General features: G+C 72.1%; 19 protein-coding genes and 2 pseudogenes. 16 read left to right on the top strand and 5 right to left on the bottom strand.

Translation table 11 applies throughout. The features are described 5' to 3' along the window. The first annotated feature begins 271 nt into the window (after positions 1-271). The 7 genes from ACFWPI_RS01475 (at position 272) to ACFWPI_RS01445 (ending at position 5,231) form a co-directional block, all read left to right on the top strand. Positions 272-946: a hypothetical protein gene (locus ACFWPI_RS01475; protein ID WP_380376235.1), complete on the top strand. Its 675-nt coding sequence runs from the start codon at positions 272-274 to the stop codon at positions 944-946. A gap of 253 nt (positions 947-1,199) precedes the next feature. Further along, positions 1,200-1,691: an RNA polymerase sigma factor gene (locus ACFWPI_RS01470; protein ID WP_380376238.1), complete on the top strand. Its 492-nt coding sequence runs from the start codon at positions 1,200-1,202 to the stop codon at positions 1,689-1,691. Beyond that, positions 1,688-2,305, top strand: a complete 618-nt coding sequence (locus ACFWPI_RS01465) for a methylated-DNA--[protein]-cysteine S-methyltransferase (RefSeq protein ID WP_380376241.1) — start codon at positions 1,688-1,690, stop codon at positions 2,303-2,305. Before ACFWPI_RS01470 ends, ACFWPI_RS01465 begins: the two co-directional genes overlap by 4 nt. Further along, positions 2,302-3,084, top strand: a complete 783-nt coding sequence (locus tag ACFWPI_RS01460; protein WP_380376244.1) for a 2OG-Fe(II) oxygenase — start codon at positions 2,302-2,304, stop codon at positions 3,082-3,084. Before ACFWPI_RS01465 ends, ACFWPI_RS01460 begins: the two co-directional genes overlap by 4 nt. A 128-nt stretch (positions 3,085-3,212) precedes the next feature. Next, positions 3,213-3,749 carry a hypothetical protein gene (locus ACFWPI_RS01455; RefSeq protein ID WP_380376247.1) on the top strand — a complete coding sequence of 179 codons (537 nt, stop codon included), beginning with the start codon at positions 3,213-3,215 and terminating at the stop codon, positions 3,747-3,749. 250 nt (positions 3,750-3,999) lie between these two features. Beyond that, positions 4,000-4,512, top strand: a complete 513-nt coding sequence (locus ACFWPI_RS01450; protein WP_380376249.1) for a methylated-DNA--[protein]-cysteine S-methyltransferase — start codon at positions 4,000-4,002, stop codon at positions 4,510-4,512. Positions 4,513-4,592: 80 nt separating this feature from the next. Further along, positions 4,593-5,231: a DNA-3-methyladenine glycosylase I gene (locus ACFWPI_RS01445; protein ID WP_380376251.1), complete on the top strand. Its 639-nt coding sequence runs from the start codon at positions 4,593-4,595 to the stop codon at positions 5,229-5,231. 207 nt (positions 5,232-5,438) lie between these two features. Here ACFWPI_RS01445 and ACFWPI_RS01440 read toward each other — a convergent pair whose 3' ends face one another. Both ACFWPI_RS01440 and ACFWPI_RS01435 read right to left on the bottom strand, forming a co-directional pair. Then, on the bottom strand, positions 5,439-6,509 hold the full coding sequence (locus ACFWPI_RS01440; RefSeq protein WP_380376254.1) for a hypothetical protein: 1,071 nt from the start codon (positions 6,507-6,509) through the stop codon (positions 5,439-5,441). Between the two features lie 178 nt (positions 6,510-6,687). Next, positions 6,688-7,611 carry an alpha/beta hydrolase gene (locus ACFWPI_RS01435; protein WP_380376256.1) on the bottom strand — a complete coding sequence of 308 codons (924 nt, stop codon included), beginning with the start codon at positions 7,609-7,611 and terminating at the stop codon, positions 6,688-6,690. A 174-nt stretch (positions 7,612-7,785) separates the two neighbouring features. Here ACFWPI_RS01435 and ACFWPI_RS01430 point away from each other — a divergent pair, with 174 nt between their 5' ends. Together ACFWPI_RS01430 and ACFWPI_RS01425 are read left to right on the top strand one after the other, a co-directional pair. Next, the gene (locus ACFWPI_RS01430) at positions 7,786-8,649 is read left to right on the top strand and encodes a helix-turn-helix transcriptional regulator (RefSeq protein WP_380376259.1); all 864 of its coding nucleotides are present in this window, start codon (positions 7,786-7,788) and stop codon (positions 8,647-8,649) included. A 618-nt stretch (positions 8,650-9,267) separates the two neighbouring features. Further along, a complete protein-coding gene (locus ACFWPI_RS01425; protein ID WP_380376262.1) occupies positions 9,268-10,143 on the top strand; it encodes an SGNH/GDSL hydrolase family protein in 876 nt (291 codons plus the stop codon). 206 nt (positions 10,144-10,349) lie between these two features. Here ACFWPI_RS01425 and ACFWPI_RS01420 read toward each other — a convergent pair whose 3' ends face one another. Beyond that, a complete protein-coding gene (locus ACFWPI_RS01420; protein WP_079136488.1) occupies positions 10,350-11,153 on the bottom strand; it encodes a GntR family transcriptional regulator in 804 nt (267 codons plus the stop codon). A 272-nt stretch (positions 11,154-11,425) separates the two neighbouring features. On the opposite strand from ACFWPI_RS01420, the gene ACFWPI_RS01415 reads away from it, so the two are divergent. The 5 genes and pseudogenes from ACFWPI_RS01415 (at position 11,426) to ACFWPI_RS01395 (ending at position 15,384) form a co-directional block, all read left to right on the top strand. Further along, positions 11,426-12,661 carry a GDSL-type esterase/lipase family protein gene (locus ACFWPI_RS01415; RefSeq protein WP_380376265.1) on the top strand — a complete coding sequence of 412 codons (1,236 nt, stop codon included), beginning with the start codon at positions 11,426-11,428 and terminating at the stop codon, positions 12,659-12,661. A 420-nt stretch (positions 12,662-13,081) separates the two neighbouring features. Continuing rightward, the gene (locus ACFWPI_RS01410; protein WP_380376268.1) at positions 13,082-13,660 is read left to right on the top strand and encodes a hypothetical protein; all 579 of its coding nucleotides are present in this window, start codon (positions 13,082-13,084) and stop codon (positions 13,658-13,660) included. A gap of 39 nt (positions 13,661-13,699) precedes the next feature. Next, a pseudogene (locus ACFWPI_RS01405) lies at positions 13,700-13,903 on the top strand (LysR family transcriptional regulator); the annotation flags it as partial. 156 nt (positions 13,904-14,059) lie between these two features. Further along, complete coding sequence (locus tag ACFWPI_RS01400) at positions 14,060-14,680, top strand: SigE family RNA polymerase sigma factor (RefSeq protein WP_380376271.1); 621 nt, start codon at positions 14,060-14,062, stop codon at positions 14,678-14,680. Then, positions 14,680-15,384, top strand: a complete 705-nt coding sequence (locus ACFWPI_RS01395) for a hypothetical protein (RefSeq protein WP_380376274.1) — start codon at positions 14,680-14,682, stop codon at positions 15,382-15,384. The genes ACFWPI_RS01400 and ACFWPI_RS01395 overlap by 1 nt, the downstream gene beginning before the upstream one ends. A 500-nt stretch (positions 15,385-15,884) precedes the next feature. Here the strand turns inward: ACFWPI_RS01395 and ACFWPI_RS01390 are convergent. Beyond that, positions 15,885-16,922, bottom strand: a pseudogene (locus tag ACFWPI_RS01390) (FAD-dependent monooxygenase); the annotation flags it as partial. Here ACFWPI_RS01390 and ACFWPI_RS01385 point away from each other — a divergent pair. Then, positions 16,920-17,357, top strand: a complete 438-nt coding sequence (locus tag ACFWPI_RS01385) for a transposase (RefSeq protein ID WP_380376277.1) — start codon at positions 16,920-16,922, stop codon at positions 17,355-17,357. The pseudogene ACFWPI_RS01390 and the gene ACFWPI_RS01385 sit on opposite strands and share 3 nt — an antisense overlap. 93 nt (positions 17,358-17,450) lie before the next feature. After that, entirely contained in the window at positions 17,451-17,759 is a 309-nt protein-coding gene (locus ACFWPI_RS01380) for a hypothetical protein (protein WP_063352105.1), read from the top strand. 276 nt (positions 17,760-18,035) lie between these two features. Here the strand turns inward: ACFWPI_RS01380 and ACFWPI_RS01375 are convergent, their stop codons facing one another. Beyond that, positions 18,036-18,383, bottom strand: a complete 348-nt coding sequence (locus tag ACFWPI_RS01375; protein WP_380376280.1) for a hypothetical protein — start codon at positions 18,381-18,383, stop codon at positions 18,036-18,038. Positions 18,384-18,611: the final 228 nt, after the last annotated feature.

The following is an 18,611-nucleotide window of genomic DNA, read 5'->3' as shown; positions in this document are numbered from 1 at the left end:
GCGAGTGCCGATCCCGCTCGTCACTGCGGGTGCTGTCGTGCTTCGTCCGTCCCCTGCCGTTCGTCCCCTGCCGTCCGTCCCCTGCCGTCCGCCCGGAGCGCACCACCAAGCTGCCGCGGTAACGCACCTCGGAACCCGGGGAACATCCAGGGCGCATCGTGATCCGATGGGCGTCCGGACTCCGGCCGCATGCCTGACCTGCCGTCGGCGTCTTCACCATGTCGGCGGTCAATCCCGCCTGCCGATCATCCGACAGGGCGAGGAGCGCATCATGCCGGTGGACGAGGGCTTGACCAGGCGGGAGAACCAGCCGGGGGCGGGCGAACGGGTCCGTACGGGCCGACGCAATCGGGTGCGGCCGGACGGCGAGCTCGTGGCCGACCCGGGGCGGGGGCTGTTCTGGGGCAACCGGGGCTCGCTGCTCGGCGCCGGCGGCCAGCCGACGCGCAAGCCGTCGACGCGGGCCTGGGTCTGCTGCGTGCTGGAGTTCAAGGACTGGTGGCGGGTTCAGTGGCAGCCGGGCCGGCTGACGGAGCTGTACTTCCTCGACGAGGCCACGGCCCTTGCCGCCGGGCACCGGCCGTGCGGGCTGTGCCGCGTCCCGGACTACCGGCGGTTCCAGCGCAGTTGGGCCGACACCCTGGGAGGTGGCCTTCCCGGCGCGCCGGAGATGGACAGCAAGCTGCAGGCGGACCGGCGAACGCCCGACGGGCGCCAGCGCACCTTCCGGGCGGCGGCCGGCGACCTGCCGGACGGCGCGTTCATCCGCCTGGACGGTGAGGCCGGGCTGCTGCGGCAGGGGTGCTGGCGGCCCTGGTCGATGGCCGGGTACGGCGCGGCGCGGGCGGTCGCCCCGGACCTTCGGGTGGAGGTGCTCACCCCCGCGGTGACAGTGCAGGTGCTGGTCGGCGGGTACGCGCCCGTCCTGCACCCGTCCGCCGGATGAACGGGAGTGGCTGCGGCTGAGGCCCGCGCTGGGCACGTTCCCACCGGGTGAAATTCGGATCTCACGTTCTCGGCACCCGCACCGTCTTCCAGGTGGGACAGCAGGTGCAGAAGGCGGCCGGGCACGGCGACGACCCGAAGAAACCGAGCGGAGGCCGCCGGACTCGGAGGAGGGCAGTGCCGGCCGCGACCGGCCGGCTGTTTCGGGAGCTCGAACACATCGGTTCGGATTCAAGGTCTACGGCAGGGCGAGGATGAGGGAACCGTTCGAGAAGGCGGTCGAGCAGCACGGCGCGACCGTGCTGCGGGTGTGCCGGGCGCTGCTGGGGACACACGACGCAGACGACGCCTGGTCGGAGACGTTCCTGGCGGCGATGCGGGCCTGGCCGGGGCTGCCGGAGACGGCGAACGTGGAGGCGTGGCTGGTGACGATCGCCCGGCGCAAGGCGATCGACGCGCTGCGCGCCGCCGGACGCCGGCCGCTGCCGGCCGAGGAGTTGCCGGAGGCGCCCAGCTCGTTGGGCATTCCGGGCGCTGACGACGGGGAGCTGTGGGAGATGGTGGGGCGTCTTCCCGGCAAGCAGCGGCAGGCGGTCACGTTCCGCTATCTGGCCGGGATGTCGTACGACGAGATCGCGGCGGTGGTGGGCGGGAACACCGCGGCGGCGCGCCGGGCGGCGGCGGACGGTCTGAAGAACCTACGAAAACACTATCCGGGCGCGACCTCGAGAGGAGCATCTACATGAGCGGCACCCGATCCCACGATGACGTCCTGAGCATGCTGTCGGCTCCCGTCGACGCCGGGACCCTGGCCCGGCTGCACCGCCGACTGGAGGCCGAGGCCCAGGCCGCCGCCCTGGTCGACATCGCCTACACCGTCGTCGACTCCCCGGTCGGCCCCCTGCTGCTGGCCGCCACCGACCGGGGCCTGGTCCGTGTCGCCTTCGCGGTCGAAGGCCACGACCAGGTCCTTCAGGCCCTGGCCGACAAGGTCAGCCCGCGCGTCCTGCGCGCCCCCGGCCGGCTGGACACCGCTGCCCGGGAGATCGACGAGTACTTCGACCACCGCCGTCGCGCCTTCGACCTGCCGCTGGACCTGTCCCTGTCCAAGGGCTTCCGGCAGCTCGTCCAGCAGCACCTGCCGGAGATCGGCTACGGCCAGACCCGCAGCTACCGCCAGGTCGCCGAACTGGTCGGCAGCCCCAAGGCGGTGCGGGCGGTCGGCACGGCCTGCGCGACCAACCCGCTGCCGGTGGTCGTCCCCTGCCACCGGGTGCTGCGCTCGGACGGCACCCTCGGCGGCTACATCGGCGGCCTGGAGGCCAAGACCGCACTACTGGAACTGGAGGCCGCGGCATGACCGCCACCACCGTCACCACCGTCACCACCGCGAGGACGGGGACGACGGCTCCCGGTGCTCACGCCGCTGTCGGGCCGTGGGCCGGCCGGGCCGAGAACGCCGACTGGGACGCGGTGGCCGCCGAACTCGACGCGTTCGGAGGCGCGCTGCTGCCGCAGCTGCTCACCCCGGACGAGGCCGGCTGGCTCCGGGACCTGTACGGGCGGCCCGAGCTGTTCCGCTCCACCGTCGACATGGCCCGCCACCGGTTCGGGTCCGGCGAGTACAAGTACTTCCACGCCCCCTACCCCGAGCCGGTCGAGCAGCTCAAGCAGGCCCTGTACCCGCGGCTGCTGCCCATCGCCCGCACCTGGTGGGAACGGCTCGGCCGCACCGCGCCGTGGCCGGACACCCTGGACGAGTGGCTGCAGATGTGCCACGCGGCCGGGCAGTCCAAGTCCACCGCGATCCTGCTGCGCTACGGCGCCGGGGACTGGAACGCGCTGCACCGTGACCTGTACGGCGACCTGGTGTTCCCGTTGCAGGTCGTGATCAACCTGGACCGGCCCGGCACCGACCACACCGGTGGGGAGTTCCTGCTGGTCGAGCAGCGCCCCCGCGCCCAGTCCCGCGGCACCGCCACCCTGCTCCCGCAGGGCCACGGCTACGTGTTCACCACCCGTGACCGGCCCGTGCGCTCCGTGCGCGGCTGGTCCGCCGCCCCCGTCCGGCACGGCGTCTCGGCGCTCCGCTCCGGGCACCGGCACACCCTGGCCCTGGTCTTCCACGACGCCGCCTAGCATCCCCGGCGGCCGCCGTCGGTCTGTCCGCATTCACCGCGCCCGCCCGCCCGCTCCTGCCGGCCGGGCGCGGTGCGCCACCTGGACCTCTGCCGGTCATCGAAGAGCGCTGACGAAGAAGGCACCCCATGAATCCCCTGACCAGCCCCCTGCTGACCGACCCCCCACCGCCGGGCCCCGACCTGGCAGTCACCGCCACCGAAGTCACCGTGCTGGTCGCGCTGGCCCAGGCGCGCGGTGCCCGGAGCATCGCCGTCGGCTCCGGCCGGACCCCGGCCGCGCTGGCAGGCGCCGACGCGATCGCCCGGGCCTGGCAGGCCGCCGGCGGCGTCGTGGCCGCAACGACCACCTGGCCGGAGACCGCAGCCTCCTGGCTGTGCCAGGCCCGCCACTTCGCCGACGCGCCGGCCGACGTGTGGGTGATGACCGGCCCGGAGGTCGGCTGGGCCCAGGTGGCCCGGCGGCTGCTGTGGTCCACGTCCTGGCGGCCCGACCGCACCCTGGCCACCGCCGCCATCGGCCGCCCCGCCACGCTGGCCCTGGTCGGCGCCCGGCAGCTGCGCGGCCTGACCGGAGCCGACGCGAACGGCGCCACCTGGATCGTCACCGACGACGGCGGCCTCACGGTCACCGGCCCCGGCCCCGGCCCCGGCAGATCACGGTGACGGCGCTGTCCGACCTGCCGGAGGTGCCGCGCGATGCGGTCGGCCCCGCCCCCTGGGGCGCTCCTGTTGCCCCAGGACCCCCGCACTCCTCGTGATCCCGCGTATCCACGCGCCTTTCGGGAATCCTGCCCGGCCACAGCCTTCGGCCGCCCCGCCGTTCCGCCCGGCCGACTGCTTCCGGAACGTGTCTCACGTTTCGGTGCGCCCGCGCGTCTTCACCACAGACAGCAGGCACAGAGAGGAGATCGACATGGACGTCCGGCACGCCTACGTGGACAGCCCGGTGGGACGGCTCCTGGTCGTCGCCGGCGACAACGCCCTGATCGGGCTCTACTTCCCGGGCTACCGGTACACGCCCCGGCCCTCGGCGTGGGGCCGGCGAGCCGACACCTCGGCCGACCCGGTGCTCGCCCAGGCCCGCAGCGAACTCGACGAGTACTTCGCCGGAAAGCGGCAGGTGTTCGACGTCGCGGCGGCGACGAACGGCGACGAGTTCCAGGAACAGGTCTGGGCGCAGCTGCGCCAGATCCCGTACGGCGCGCGGATCACCTACGGCGACATCGCGGTCGAGCTGGGCAGCAAGGGGTTCGCGCAGTCCGTGGGCCAGGCCGTGGGGCGCAACCCGGTGAGCATCGTCATCCCCTGCCACCGAGTGGTGGGCGCGGGCGGCAAACTCACCGGATTCGGCGGCGGACTGGAGCGCAAGCAGCTCCTGCTGGACCTGGAGGAGCCGGTCGAGACCCGGGCCGGACGACTCTTCTAGCTGCGCCCCGGCCGGGCGGCCCGACCGCGAACGCCCGGCACCCCCTGCCCCTTTGAAGAACAGCGAGGAACCCTTCCCCGATGGCCAGCGACACCGTCCCCGCTCTCGCCCCCGAACACCCCGTCGACCCCGGGGTGGTGATCGGCGAGGACGGGCTCGCCCGCCCCGCGTGGGCCGGCACCGATCCGCTGCTCCGCGAGTACTACGACACCGAGTGGGGCATGCCCGTGCGCGACGAGCGCGGCCTGTACGAACGCATCAGCCTGGAAGCCTTCCAGGCCGGGCTGTCGTGGGCGACGATCCTGCGCAAGCGCCCGGCGTTCCGCGCCGCGTTCGACGACTTCGACCCCGACCGGGTCGCCGGCTACGGCGACACCGACGTCGAACGCCTCATGGCCGACGCCGGGATCGTCCGCAACCGCGCGAAGATCCTCGCGGCCGTGGCCAACGCCCGGGCGACCGTCCGGCTGCGCGAACACGGCGGCCTGACCGACTTCGTGTGGGGGTTCAAGCCACTCGACACCCCCAGGCCGCGCACGTTCGCCGAGATCCCGACCACCTCCCCCGAATCGCAGGCCCTGTCCAAGGCCCTGCGCGCGCAGGGGTTCGCGTTCGTCGGCCCGATCACCATGCACGCCCTGATGGAAGCCATCGGCATCATCGACACCCACCTGCTGGACTCCCACCGCCGCGGTTCCTCCGGAATCTGGCCGGAATGACCGCCTCACCACCCAGCACCCCTGCTCGCTGGGGCCGTTCGGCCACCACACGGCCCGCCACGTCCCCCGTGTGGCGGGCCGTGTCCGTCGAGCCGCCGCCTGGAGGCGACGGGCGATGGGACGTTCGCCGTCATCATCACGCTGCTCGTGTTCCCGATCCACCGCACCCGGGAGGGCCGGTGCGGTGATCCTGGTCCCGAGTGGGTGTCACATGACGCGCTTCATGACGATCATGTGGCGTTTGAAGGGGGCGGTGTCGCTGCCCCAGGAGAGGACGGCGAAGACCTCGCCGCCGGGGAAGCCGTGGATCTCGGGTGCGGCGTCGGAGGGGGAGGGGCCGCCGGTGCTGTGGGACCAGCCGGACCAGGCGTTGCCGCCGTCGGTGGAGCGGTTGAGGTAGAGCTGGTGGTCGTTGGGGCTGATGCAGCCGATGGCCATGTTCTGCTGGGCGGCGTAGCCCGGGTCGAAGGGACTGGTCGCGAGGTGCCCGGGATCGCCGCCGCGGCCGATCGCCACCGACTCGCACCTGCCGCCGCCGGGCAGTTCGGTGTACCGGGCGTTCCTGCCGTCGCCCGGGCGGGTGCGGGCGATGCTGACCGTGTTGGTCAGGCCCCGCGAGGCGTAGAACTCCTGTTCTCCGGCGGTGAAGGTGAAGCTGTCGCTGAGGCGCAGCTCCCGGGTGTCGATGTCCTGGACCGCCCAGTCGGGCCGGAAGAGGGGGCGGCCGGGCCGGAGGTCCATCTGCTGGGTGTAGGGCCTGTTGCCGGCCGCGGTCGCCAGCTGGATGCCGTTGGTGGAGTACGTCGCCGAGACCTCGCCGGTGAGGTAAAGGGCGCCGGGGACCCTGCTCCAGCCGGTCCACCGGTTGGTGTTCCGGTCCTGGAGGAAGCTGTAGTAGGCGGCGCCGTCGTCGCCGACGCGGAACATGACCAGGCGCTGGGTGCGGGCGTCCACGTCGCCGACCGCCAGCGTGGGCGGGAGGTGGGTGCGGGCGTTGCCCGGCATCAGCTGCCAGGCGCCGTTCCCGTGCCGCCACCAGATCCGGTCGTCCTCGCCGCGGGCGGCCTCGTACGTCCCGCCGTCGTGCCACAGGGCGGTCATGGCCGACGGGGAGCGTGCGGGGCCGCCCTCGTTGATCCAGTTGCCCTCGGTCGTCGCCGCCGCGGCGGGCGAGGCCGTGAGCCCCACCGTCAGGCCGAGCCCGGCCAGCACCGCCACTGCCACGTGCGGTGCGCGGGCGACAACGGCACGGCGGCCGCGCATGCGTTCCGATCCCATCGGACCATCTCCCTCCTCCGGGCGCCTCGACGTGGTGCACGCCGGGGCGCGCCGCAATCCGAGGCGGAACTTCCGCCCGGAGCCCGGACATTGGCGCCGGCGGGAGCCGGTGACGGTGCCGTCAGCGGGGGCTTGCCCGCCGGTGCACGCGAAGACCGGCCGGCTGCCCGGGGCGCGGCTACGCGGCCGCAACGAGGTGGGTGCCGAAGAAGCCGGCCAGCCTCGCGACGGCGGGGGTGACGAACTCGTCCTTGTCGTAGAGGTCGACGTGCGACGCGCCGTCGATCCAGTGCAGTTCCTTCGGTCCGGTCGAGCGCTGGAAGGCCCGCACGCACATCCAGGCGGTCACCGCCTCGCGGCCGACGACCATGAGCAGCGGGCGCGGGGCGAGCAGGGGCAGGGCGGCGAAGGTGTCGAAGGCCGCGATGCGGTCGATGCTTGACCAGGTCAGGGCCTTGGCCGCCCGGGGATGTTCGGCGCGGGGCGTGCAGTAGTACTCCCAGCCGTCGTGGACGTGCGGGCCGCCGCGGTGGGCCTCCTCCTCGGTCGCGGGGAAGATCGGGAAGGTCCGGACGCCCCCGCCCCGGGCCTCGGCGGTGCGGGCCGCCGCAGCGGCTTCGAGCATGGCCCGGAAGACGGCCGGATCCTGGGTGCCGTCGGCGCCGTCGCGGAACTGACGGGCCATGTCGGTGGCGCTGACGGTGGCGACGGCCCTGATCCGCTGGTCGGTCGAGGCGGCGGCCAGGGCGTAGCCGCCGGAGGCGCAGATGCCCAGCGCCCCGATCCGGCCCGGGTCGGCCTCGGCGCGGGTGGTGAGGAAGGAGACGGCGGCCTTGAGGTCCTCGATCCGGTGCGCCGGGTCCTCCAGGCCGCGCGGCTCGCCCTCGCTCGCGCCCTGGAAGGCGGCATCGAAGGCGAGGGTGACGAAGCCGCGCTCGGCCAGGCGCCGGGCGTACAGGCCGGCGGCCTGCTCCTTCACCCCGCCGCCGGGGTGGCCGACGACGATCGCCGGGCGGGGGCTGCCGGTGCTGCCGTCGTCGGGGGTGTACAGGTGGCCGGCGAGGTCCAGGCCGGCGCTGGGGAAGGTCACATCGGTGATCACGGTGCTGCTCCGGTCGTCGTGCGACGGGCGGGTCGGCGCGGGGCCGACTCCGGGGCCCTCTTCGGTGGCCGCTCCTCCACCGTGGCGCCGGGGTGTGCGGGGGTGCCAGGGAGGACGCTGCCTATGCACGCCGGTACCAGGCACGAGGCCGCTCCCGTGCCGGACACTGGAACCATGACCGTCCGCGACCAGCCCTCCCGCGACAACGAGCTGGGGGACTTCCTGCGCGCCCGCCGCGCCGCCCTCGACCCCCACGGGGCCGGCTTCCCCGACGACGGACGGCTGCGCCGGGTGCCGGGCCTGCGCCGCGAGGAACTGGCGCAGCTCGCCCACGTGAGCGTCGACTACGTCGTCCGCCTGGAGCAGGGACGCACCCGGCGCGTCTCCCGGTCGGTCCTCGACGCGCTCGCCGACGCGCTGCGCCTGGCGCCGGACGAACGCGCCTACCTCTTCGCGTTGGCCGACGCGGCCCCGGCACCCGCCGCCCCACCGTCCGGCCGCCCGCCCGTGGACCCGCAACTGCGGCAGCTCCTGGCGACCATGCACGACGTCCCCGCCATGGTCCTCAACCGGCGCCTGGACGTCCTGGCCTGGAACCACGCGGCCACTGCCCTGCTCACCGACTTCGGCGCACTCGCCCCCGGGGAGCGCAACCTGATCCGCCTCACCTTCCTCGACGACGCCTACCGCGCGCTGTACGCGGACTGGCCCCGCGCCGCGCGCGACTGCGTCGCCACGCTGCGCATGGAAGTCGGCCGCCACCCGGAGGACCGTGAACTCACTTCACTGATCGGCGAGTTGACAGCCTGCGACGCGAACTTCCGGGCCTGGTGGGCCGACCACCGGGTGCGCGGCCCCCGGCAGCTCACCAAGACCTACGCCCACCCGCTGGCCGGCCCCCTGACCCTCGACGTCCAGCAGTTCACCGTCGACACCCGGCCCGACCAGCAACTCATCGCCTACACCGCCCCTCCCGGCTCCCCGGCCCACGAGGGACTGCGATTCCTCCTCCAGTGGGCACCTGCTCCGCGCGGATGACGCTCGTGTGCGGAGTCTGCTTCCGTACCTGGCCGCACTGGCGGCCAATGCGGCACTGCCGGGCCGCGTTGAGGCCCTCGGGTTGCCTGCCTCTCTGGCCATCGGCTACGGCGAAACGCACTTGCCGGACGGAGTCGACGTGATCGGTTGGCGGGAGGACCTCGGACGGTCGTCGTCCGCGAAACCGCCTCCCCGGGAAGAGGTCGAAATTCCACCACCCGCCAGAGCAGGCCGAGCGTTCATGGCGGTTCGTCAGTTTTCGTTTCGTTCATAGACATTCGTCCAGTCTCATGGGCACCCACGGGCGCTTGTCGCGCACGGGACGCATGCCGCCCTCCCGGCCCACCCCGCCCCGCTCCCCGTCGCGGCAGTCGCTGTGGGCCTTCTCGCGGCAGCGAGCGCCCTGATCGCGGAGTCGGAGAGCAACTCCGTGAAGTTCTCCTGCTGTTCAACATGGCGGTACTCGGTGAGGGATAGCATCTGCGACATCTAGATGTGTAGATGTCCTGCCGGGGCCCCGGTGGGACCTGCGCGGCTTCCTGGTGAAGGAAGCCTGCTCGAACCATGGGCGCCCGCACACCTTCTGACCAGTAGTCACGAGAACGGGAAGGGACCCCGATGACCCCCACGAAGACCGCCGGCGTCGCAGCCGCGGCCTGCCTCGCCCTCACCACCGCGCTGGCCCTGGCCAACCCGGCCCAGGCGTCCCCGATCCAGGGCGCCTATGTCGCCCTGGGCGACTCCTACACCGCCGTCGGAACACTGACCACCCTCGCCCCCGGCACACCGTCCGCCTGCCGCCAGGGCAGCGACAACTACCCCCACGTCGTGGCCCGGAAGCTCGGGCTGCAACTCGCCGACGTCAGCTGCTCCGGCGCGCAGGTCCGAGACATGACGCTTGCCCAGTCGCCGGACTCACCGCCGCAGTTCGACGCGTTGGCCCCGTCCACATCGGTGGTCACCCTGGGCATAGGAGGCAACGACAACAACACCTTCAGCACCGCCGTCCGCGGCTGCGAGGTCATCGACGCGCTCAGCGTGTTCGACATCGGATCGCCGTGCGCGGACTTCTACAAATCGACCTTCGCCGACGCCATCGCCTCGGACGAGGCGAACATCGCCGGGGCCCTCCAGCAGATCCACCGACTCTCGCCGCAGGCCAAGGTCTTCGTCGTCGGCTACCCGGACATCCTGCCGCAGAGCGGCAACTGCCGGCCGCAACTGACCCTCACCACCAAGGACACCGCCTACCTCGACGGCATCGAACTGGCCCTCAACTCCATGCTGCGGCACGCCGCCCAGAGCAACGACGCCACCTACGTCGACACCTACACCCCGAGCGTCGGGCACGACGCCTGCCAGAGCGCGTCCACCCGCTGGATCGAGCCGCTCGTCCCCGCCGGCGCCTACGCGCCGTTCCACCCGAACGCGGTCGGTCAGCAACACGTCGCTGCGGCCGTCGAAGCCGCGCTGCGGGCCGCCGGAGTCAGCTGAGGGTCCGAGGCCGCAGACCGCAGCGGGTCGATGGCCCGGCGGCCTCACCGAGGCTGCCGGGCCACCGGGCCCTCGCCCCCGACGTCCCGGTTGTTCCGGTCACACCTGGTCACACCTGGTCGCAGCCTCAAATGCGGCCCGGATCACTTGCGACGGGAGGGAGGTGGCGGGAGGGAGGTGAGAGTCCCCGCGCAACGAGGTGCGCCTCAGCCGCTGGTATCCGCGCCGCCCGAGTCCTGGTCCGCCTGGCGCCACTCGCGGTAGCGCATCACGAAGCTGGCGTTCTCGCCGTAGATCCGCCGGCGTACGTAGAGGATCGGCCGTCCGTCCGGTGCGCAGCTGACCCCCTCGCGCAGGAGCAGCGGACTGCCGGCCGCGACGTCGAGTCGCTGCGCGTCGGCGATGTCGGCGGCGATCGCGCTGAACGAGCGCCAGTCGTATTCAAGTTCGATACCGATCGCCTCGGCCACCGCCACCGTGGTGTTCCGCGACTCCGTCGACTCCGCGAAGCCTGTGGGCAGCAGGTGCGTGGCCACCCAGTAGCTGTTCACGGCCCAGGGCTGGGCGGAGATCACGATCACGGTGTCGATGCGGGTCAGCGCGCTCGTGGGCAGCCGCAGGTGCTCGGCCGCCTGCCGGTCGGGCGCCGTGTCCGAGCCGACCGACACCTCCACGGCCCGTTCCTCGGTGCCCTTCAGGCCGCGCACGGGCACGGGCACGCTCTGGCTGCCGACATCGAGGCGGGCGCTGTTCGGGTCGACATCGATCGTGGCCCGCACGACCGGCCGGCGCACGAAGGTGCCGACCCCCCGCCGGATCTCGATCGCGCCCGCACGGTCGAGCTCGGCGATCGCCTGGCGGACGGTCAATCGGTTGGCTCCGAACTGCCCGCACAGCTCCGGCTCGCTCGGCAGTCGGGAGCCCGGGGGGTACTCGCCGGTGTCGATGCGCTCCTGGATGGCGCGGGCGAACTGGAGGTACAACGGACCGTTGTTTCGTGGTGTCGGCACGTGGCGAATCCTACGGATCCGGCGCCCTGGGTCCAGTCCGGGTTCGCATCCGTGAAGTTCTCCTGCTGTTCAACCGGGTGCGGCTCGGCGAGGGATAGCATCTTCGGCATCTGGACGGCTAGACATCTAGATGCCTGGCCGGAGCCCCAGCAGACCCTGCACAGCCGCCTGGTGAAGGGCCCCGCCCCCCCGGCACCCCCATCGAATGAATCGAAACACCACGATCGAATGAATCGCAACACCACGACAACCCCGACGGGCAGGCCGACACCATGCACCACCAGCACGATCCGCACGCCTGGATCACCACACCCATCACCGCGAACCTCCTGCGCGGAGCCCTCGACCTGGAGCAGACCGAGCGCGGCCTGCTGCCGCACCGACTGCCCGCCTGGGCCCGCGCCCAGTGCGCCGACCCGCAGCTGGCCAGGGCAGAGTCCCAGCCCTCCGGTGTACGGCTGGCCTTCCGCACCCGGGCCACCGCCGTCGAACTGGACACCCTGCCCACCAAGACCGCCTACGTGGGTGCCCCGGCGCGCCCGGACGGCGTCTACGACCTGCTCGTCGACGGCCGTCTGGCCGGTCAGGCCGTCGTCACCGGCGGCGACACGCTGACCATCGACATCACCACCAGGACCGCCGAGCGCCGCCCGGGCACCGCCGGCACCCTCCGCTTCAGCGACCTGCCCGACCGGACCAAGGACGTCGAGATCTGGCTGCCGTACAACGAGACCACCGAACTCGTCGCACTGCGGACCGACGCCCCCATCGAGCCCGTGCCGGACCGAGGCCGCAAGGTGTGGCTGCACCACGGAAGTTCCATCAGCCACGGCTCCGACGCCGCCGGCCCCACCAGCACCTGGCCCGCCCTGGCCGCCGCCCTCGGCGACGTGGAACTGATCAACCTGGGCCTGGGCGGCAGCGCCCTGCTCGACCCCTTCACCGCGCGCACCATGCGGGACACCCCCGCCGACCTGATCAGCGTCAAGATCGGCATCAACGTGGTCAACCACGACCTGATGCGCCTGCGCGCTTTCACCCCCGCCGTCCACGGCTTCCTCGACACCATCCGCGACGGCCACCCCCGAACGCCCCTGCTCGTCGTCTCGCCCATCCTGTGCCCCATGGTCGAGGACACACCCGGCCCCAGCACGATCGACCTCACCGCTCTCAGCACCGGACAACTCCGCTTCCGGGCAACGGGCGACCCCGCGGAGCGCGCGAGCGGAAAGCTGACGCTGGGCGTCATCCGGGACGAGCTGGCCCGCATCGTCGAACAGCGGGCCGCCGACGATCCGAACCTCCACTACCTCGACGGCCGCGACCTCTACGGACCGGCCGACGCCGCCGCCCTCCCGCTGCCCGACCAACTCCACCCGGACGCCGCCACCCACCAGCACATGGCCCAACGCTTCGCCACCCTCACCTTCACCACCCCGGGCCCCTTCAGCCACTGGCCGGAGCTGTGCTGTTCGGCCGGTTCGGCCGTGCGGTGTGGATGTAGTTGAGGAGTATGCCGGTGAAGGGCTCGGGGACTGGGGTGGGTGGATCGCCGAGCCGGAGTGCGACCTGATCGGCTTCGTGCTGGACCTCACGGATGGTGAGCCGGACCAGCCGCCGGAATGGGCTGGGCACAGAGCAGGATCAGTGCGGTGGCGACCCGTTCCATGGGCGGGAGCTCGTCGCTGATCATGACCTTGCGGATCAGGGCGATGCGCCGGTGCCGGCTGACCGGGCCTGGGGCGGATTCTCGGAGAAGCCGGGAAGCCGGGCAGCGTCCTCGTGCCGCGCGAGGTTCAGTACGAGTCGGCACAACCAGGTGCGGTACCAGCCGACTTGTCGGTATTCGACCTGCCCTGACGGGAGCCACACGGCCCTCTACCCATCCCCTTGCGAGGCCGGGTCGAGGGCGGCGTAGTGTGCGCAGTGTGAATGAACTGATCTTCCGGGGGAAAGACAGATTCCGCCCAGACTGGTCCGATCTCGGGCCGGTACTCATCGTCGTCACGGTCGAACTGGTCGCCGGCCACCTGAAGTTCCACCTCGGCCTCGGCCCCATGGTCCTACTCGTCGGCGGGACCGTGGCGCTGGCCGCCGCGAGCCGCCTCCTCTCCATGCGGTACTGGAGCAGGGTCGGCACCGACGGAGTCACCATCTGCTGGGGGTTCGGCCGTGGCCGCACCTACTCCTGGCAACAGATCTCCTGGATCGACGTGTCGGAGATCCAAGGCCGCGGCGCGCCCACACGTGTGGCCCGGATCCACACCACCGACGGCCGGCGCCACTGGATGTCCACCGTGATGGCCAGCGACCTCCACCCGTCGGAGGACTTCGACACCGACTTCCGGCGGGTCGTCGACTGGTGGAAGCACAACACCAGTCCGAGCCAGCGCGTCCTGCCGCAGAAGCGGTTCCGGGACCGGCTGACGCCCGTGAGGGCCGCGGTGCTGTGCACCATCGTCCTCGCCGTCGTCCTCTTCGTCTTCACCGTGGTGCTGGCCCAGTAGCCGCCTGAACGCGTCGGCCCGGCTCCCCGACGGGCGTTCCAACTGGTCGCCGGCGGCTTCGGGGTGACAACGGTGCCCTCCCGGCTCTCCCCGGTGCTGCCGCCCGGGGTGAGCCTGCTGCACGTCGAAGGCGCACCTCCCGAGCTCCGCCGGGTCCTCGTGGCGCGACTCCCCGGCCGCCCGACCCCGCCGATCACGGCCGTCACCCGAGCCATCACCCGAGCCATCACCTCGACCGCCTGATACGTGCCGCCGGGCCCCCCGGACCCGGCGCCGAGACTACCGACTCGCCGTGCACCAGTTGTCGGCGCCCGTGTGCAACCTTCTCGGTGGTGCGGCGGTGAGTAGGGCAGAGCGATGGCCCGGTTGGGTCGTCGCGCGGACGCGAAGAGGAATCGGATGACCGTGAGCGTATTGCACATCCCAGTGGAGGACCCGCCCCCGTCCGTCACGGCACCGGCTTCCGCGGGCGGCCCCGGCCTGCGGGAGCTTGACTTCGAGGGGTTCGCCGCCGCGCGCTGGCGGCAGTTGGTGCGCACCGCCTACCTGCTCACCGGCGACTACCACGAGGCCGAGGACGTGGTACAGGCGACTTTCGCGAAGGTCTTCAGGAACTGGTCCCGGATCAGCCGTCTGGAGGAGCCGGACGCCTATATCCGCCGGGCCCTGGTGAACAACAACCTGAGCCGTCACCGGCGGCGCCGGGTCAGGCAACTGCTCATGCCCGTCCTGCCCGATCGGGCGCACACCGCGGGCGGTGGCCACCGCGACGTCGAGGAACGCTCGGTGCTGCTCCAGGCGCTGGCGGAACTGCCACAGCGCCAGCGGGCCGTGGTCGTCCTGCGCTACTGGGAGGACATGAGCGAGTACCAGGTCGCCGAAGCGCTCGGCTGCTCGCTGGGCAATGTCAAGAGCCAGGCCAGCCGAGGCCTGGCGAAACTGCGCGGACACCCGGCGTTGGCCCTGTATGCGGCGGACACCGGTTCGACGACCGACGGCACGAACGGAGACAACAGGTGATGGACACCGAGAACATGATGCGCGGCGCTCTGCGAGATGAAGCGGCCCGGGTCGCGGTGGGGGACTGGTCTGCCGGACCCGTGCAGGTCCAGGTGCGCAGGCAGCAGCGGGGGCGCCGGGTGGCGATGGGCGCGTCGGCTGTGGTGGCCGCGCTCGCGGTGGTGGCGGGCACGGGCGCGGTACTGTCCGCGCAGCGCGCGGTCCAGACCGTCGGGCCGGCCTCGCAGGCCCTGGCCGTACCGGAGGGGCCGGCTCCCGAGGCCGTGGTGGTGGAGCCTGGCCAGCAACTGTCGTTGGGCCGCCAGGACTGGTGGATGCAACTGAACGACCAGGAGATCTGCATCCACGACGCCCCCGCCTACCGCAGCGGTCCGGGGTGCGGCGGGCACTCCTGGGCGGGCGGAGCGACCGAGATCGTCATGCAGTACTACGGGAACCCCCCGCAGTACCAGGAGGGTCTGTACAACCTCATCTACCACGGGCCCGGGCGGGTGGCCCGGATGACCATCGAGATAGACGGCCAGGCGTCCTGGGCCACCGTTGCCTCCCTTCCCGGCAACCCGGGCTACGCCACCGGCTATGTCTGGGGGCCGCCCGGCCGCAAGACCCCCAACGGTTCGACGGCATACCCGTTCGAAGGCGTCAAGCTCGCCGCGTACGACGCTCAGGGGAAGGTGCTGGCGAGCAAGACGCTGACCTCCTGAATCAGACCGCCGCCGCGATCCCGGCGGTGCCCGGCCGGTCGGCGAAGCCGCCAAGTGGCTGCTCTCCCACCCGCAGTGCGTCCGGACGTTCGGGTTGAGGCCCGACGGGTCGGACGCGCCGGGCGAGGACGGTGCCGTCACGGCGCCTGGTTGCCGGGGATCCGCGTCGGTGGGAGGCGTCTGCTCGGCCCCTCCCACCGGTCCGGGCTCCCTCCCCGGCACCGACACTCCAACTCGGCTCCGGCAACGGCCGACTGGGAGTCGGCGCGCTGCCGGGCGGGATCGGCTACCTGCGGATCGACTCCTTCCAGGACTGCGTCACCGGCGGCAGCTGCCAGCAGCAGGCCGCCGAACTCGACCGGGCGATCGACACCCTGCAAGGACCTGGCGCTCGCCCTGGCAGCCGCCGTCCTGCGCCAGCCTTGAGCTCAGCCCTGAGCTCAGCCTTGAGCTCAGCCTTGAGCTCAGCCTTGAGCTCAGCCCTGAGCTCAGCCTTGAGCTCAGCCCTGAGCTGCGCCGAGCCACCTGCCGAGCGCCTCGCCGAGCCCGTCCGGGGCTTCACCGCTGCCGCCCGCCCAGGCGACGAAGCCGTCCGGGCGGACCAGCAGGGCGGCCAGCGTGGGCTGTTCGGGGCAGTGGGAAGTCACGATCCGCAGCCGGTCGCGGTGGCCGTCGGCGCGGGCGCGCAGCTCGGGGTCGTCGGTGAGGTCCAGCAGCAGCGCGCGGCCGTCGTGCAGGTGGTCGGCCAGTTTGCTGCCGTCGGCGAGTACGAGGTCCGGCGCGCTGCGGCCCACCAGCGGGTGCTCGCCGGGCAGGTCGTAGCGCTGCCACACGCCGGAGAGTTGCTTGACGAAGTAGGTGGTCCCGGCCGCGGTGTCGGCCAGCTGGGCGACGACGTTGCGCAGCGCGCCGCTGCCCGGCCCGGGCCGCATCAGCGTGACCTGAGCCCTCGTCCAGTCCAGGACCCAGGTGCCGATCGGGTGCCGCTCGGCGGTGTAGCTGTCCAGCAGGCCCTCCGGCGCCCAGCCCTGCACGGTGGCGGCGAGCTTCCAGCCGAGGTTGATCGCGTCGCCGATGCCGAGGTTGAGCCCCTGGCCGCCGAACGGGGAGTGCACGTGCGCCGCGTCGCCGGCCAGCAGCACCCGGCCCGCGCGGTAGGTGCTCGCCTGGCGGGCGTTGTCCGTGAAGCGGGTCGCGCTGTGCACCTTGGTGATCGTCACGTCCACGCCGCTGACGTTGCGCAGGCTGGCCTGCAACTCCTCGGCGGTGACCGGCGACTGGCGGTCTGCGGGCGGACCGTCGAACTCCACGGTGAGGATCCGGCCCGGCACCGGCCCGTGCACGTACGTCCCGACCGGGGTCCGGTTCCAGCCGGCGCCCAGGGCCTCGGAGCCGGTCATCTCCACTATCGCCTGGTGGCCGGTGATCTCCGGGGCCGTGCCGGGGAAGTCGAACCCGGCGAGCCGGCGCACCGTGCTGCGGCCGCCGTCGCACCCGACCAGCCAGCCGGTTCGGATCGGCGCACCGCCGTCGGTGTGCGTACCCGGGGAACGGGACATGGTCGCTCCGAGATCCGCCGGATCAAGGTAGCCACTGTCAACAACCTGCTTTTCCCCGGCGCCTGCCAGGCGGTCCAGGTCAAGCGCCGCCGCACCGACCGCAAGACCGGCAAGACCACCATCGCGACCATCTACGAGGTCACCAGCCTGACCGCCGAACAGGCCACTCCCGCCCAGCTCGCGCAACTGATCCGGAACCACTGGAAGATCGAGGCCCTGCACCACGTCCGCGACACGACCTTCGCCGAGGACGCCTCCCAACTGCGGACCGGGAACGTCCCCCGCGCCATGGCGACCTGGCGCAATCTCGCTGTTGGAGTCCTATGGCTGAGCGGCGTCAGGAACATTGCGGCCGGCCTCCGCCGCAACGCGCGCGACGCACGCCGCCCCCTCGCGCTCCTCGGCCTTGCGTGATCAGCTCTGGCGCCGAACCCGGTGACACGCGTGTGCCGTACAGGGAGACTGGCGATACACATATACGAGCAGTCGAAGGCCGAAGGGCAAAGAGTGGCACTGGCGAAGAAAGGGTCCCGCCGCATTGTCGTCGACGGCGTCGAGTACCGCTGGCGAGTGAGCAGGAAACCGTGCTGCGACTACGACGGCATCACCTTGGGTTACATGGTGGAGGACGCGGCCTGTCCCGGAACGACGCTCGTCGTGGAGACCGGTCGGCCGGCCGTGCTCGAACCGAACATGCTGCCGGCTGAGGTCGTCCTGCCGCGCGAAGTCGCCGCAGGTATTCGGGCCGGGCGGTCGAACGGCTGGACGCCCAGCTCCAACGGTTCGCCGTTCAAGCTGCACCTCTCCGCTGTCTGACCGGGACGTACCGAAAGAGGCGCGGCAGCGCGGGTGGGAAACCGGTCTCCCACGGGATCCGAGCGTGGCGGAGCCTGGCCACGTGCTACGACGAGACGCCCGACAACTACATGGTGAGGCTCCAGCCGGGCCATCCGGCTCGGTCGGCTGGCTCTCGCCGCCGCAGATCGGGCGGTGTGGACAGCGACGTTGTCGCTGTCCAACTGGCCGTTTCTGTGTCCGAGTTGCCCGCGCTTCGGTCGCGGGGGGCCGGCGTGGGTGCGTTCGGGTTCAGGGTCAGCTCTCGACCCTGAAGGAGCGCGGGTGCGAGTTGAACCTGACCGAACGGCCGGCCGACACGCTGAACAGGGATCCGCCGGTGCAGTCCTCGCCCCAGTAGAAGCGGACCGTGCTGTCCGTCGCGTTGTTCACGCCTGACAGGGGCCCGTGCGCCTCCCTCGGCACGTCGTAGCAGCCCGGGGCCGGGTCGAGGTAGGGCACGCCAGGGCCGACGCCCGACCCGCCGGGGAAGATCACGTTGTAGAACGTCAGGGTGCCCGTGGCGGCCTGGGCGGAGGCGGGGACGGCCACGGCCAGCGTCCCTGCGGCGATGAGGGTACCGATCGTCGTGACGAGGCGTCGCATGATGGGACCTCCGGTACGCCGGGTCGCCGGGTGCGACCCGTGGTCGCAACCAACGGTAAGTCTGCGTACGCGAATCGTCACCGGCGTGAAGGGGTGCGAACGGGGCGCGAAGGCCTTGTCCCTGCCAGGTGACAGCCCGGCAGGGGCGTCGTCCGTCGCTTCCGCCGACGGCGCGCCCTGGACGCAGGCCCGTCCGCGGCCGGAACGGAACGGAACGGAAGGGGCCCC

It is taken from the genome of Kitasatospora sp. NPDC058492 (assembly GCF_042720685.1).
Taxonomy (GTDB): Bacteria; Actinomycetota; Actinomycetes; order Streptomycetales; family Streptomycetaceae; genus Kitasatospora.
Note: the sequence above shows the minus strand (reverse complement) of the source record. Positions and strands in the feature narration are given on the sequence as shown.

Bases quoted from the DNA above. Each gene is read 5' to 3' on its own strand.
- ACFWPI_RS01475 (WP_380376235.1), top strand. From the start codon at position 272: ATGCCGGTGGACGAGGGCTTGACCAGGCGGGAGAACCAGCCGGGGGCG.
- ACFWPI_RS01470 (WP_380376238.1), top strand. From the start codon at position 1,200: ATGAGGGAACCGTTCGAGAAGGCGGTCGAGCAGCACGGCGCGACCGTG.
- ACFWPI_RS01465 (WP_380376241.1), top strand. From the start codon at position 1,688: ATGAGCGGCACCCGATCCCACGATGACGTCCTGAGCATGCTGTCGGCT.
- ACFWPI_RS01460 (WP_380376244.1), top strand. From the start codon at position 2,302: ATGACCGCCACCACCGTCACCACCGTCACCACCGCGAGGACGGGGACG.
- ACFWPI_RS01455 (WP_380376247.1), top strand. From the start codon at position 3,213: ATGAATCCCCTGACCAGCCCCCTGCTGACCGACCCCCCACCGCCGGGC.
- ACFWPI_RS01450 (WP_380376249.1), top strand. From the start codon at position 4,000: ATGGACGTCCGGCACGCCTACGTGGACAGCCCGGTGGGACGGCTCCTG.
- ACFWPI_RS01445 (WP_380376251.1), top strand. From the start codon at position 4,593: ATGGCCAGCGACACCGTCCCCGCTCTCGCCCCCGAACACCCCGTCGAC.
- ACFWPI_RS01440 (WP_380376254.1), bottom strand. From the start codon at position 6,509: ATGGGATCGGAACGCATGCGCGGCCGCCGTGCCGTTGTCGCCCGCGCA.
- ACFWPI_RS01430 (WP_380376259.1), top strand. From the start codon at position 7,786: ATGACCGTCCGCGACCAGCCCTCCCGCGACAACGAGCTGGGGGACTTC.
- ACFWPI_RS01425 (WP_380376262.1), top strand. From the start codon at position 9,268: ATGACCCCCACGAAGACCGCCGGCGTCGCAGCCGCGGCCTGCCTCGCC.
- ACFWPI_RS01415 (WP_380376265.1), top strand. From the start codon at position 11,426: ATGCACCACCAGCACGATCCGCACGCCTGGATCACCACACCCATCACC.
- ACFWPI_RS01400 (WP_380376271.1), top strand. From the start codon at position 14,060: ATGACCGTGAGCGTATTGCACATCCCAGTGGAGGACCCGCCCCCGTCC.
- ACFWPI_RS01395 (WP_380376274.1), top strand. From the start codon at position 14,680: ATGGACACCGAGAACATGATGCGCGGCGCTCTGCGAGATGAAGCGGCC.
- ACFWPI_RS01375 (WP_380376280.1), bottom strand. From the start codon at position 18,383: ATGCGACGCCTCGTCACGACGATCGGTACCCTCATCGCCGCAGGGACG.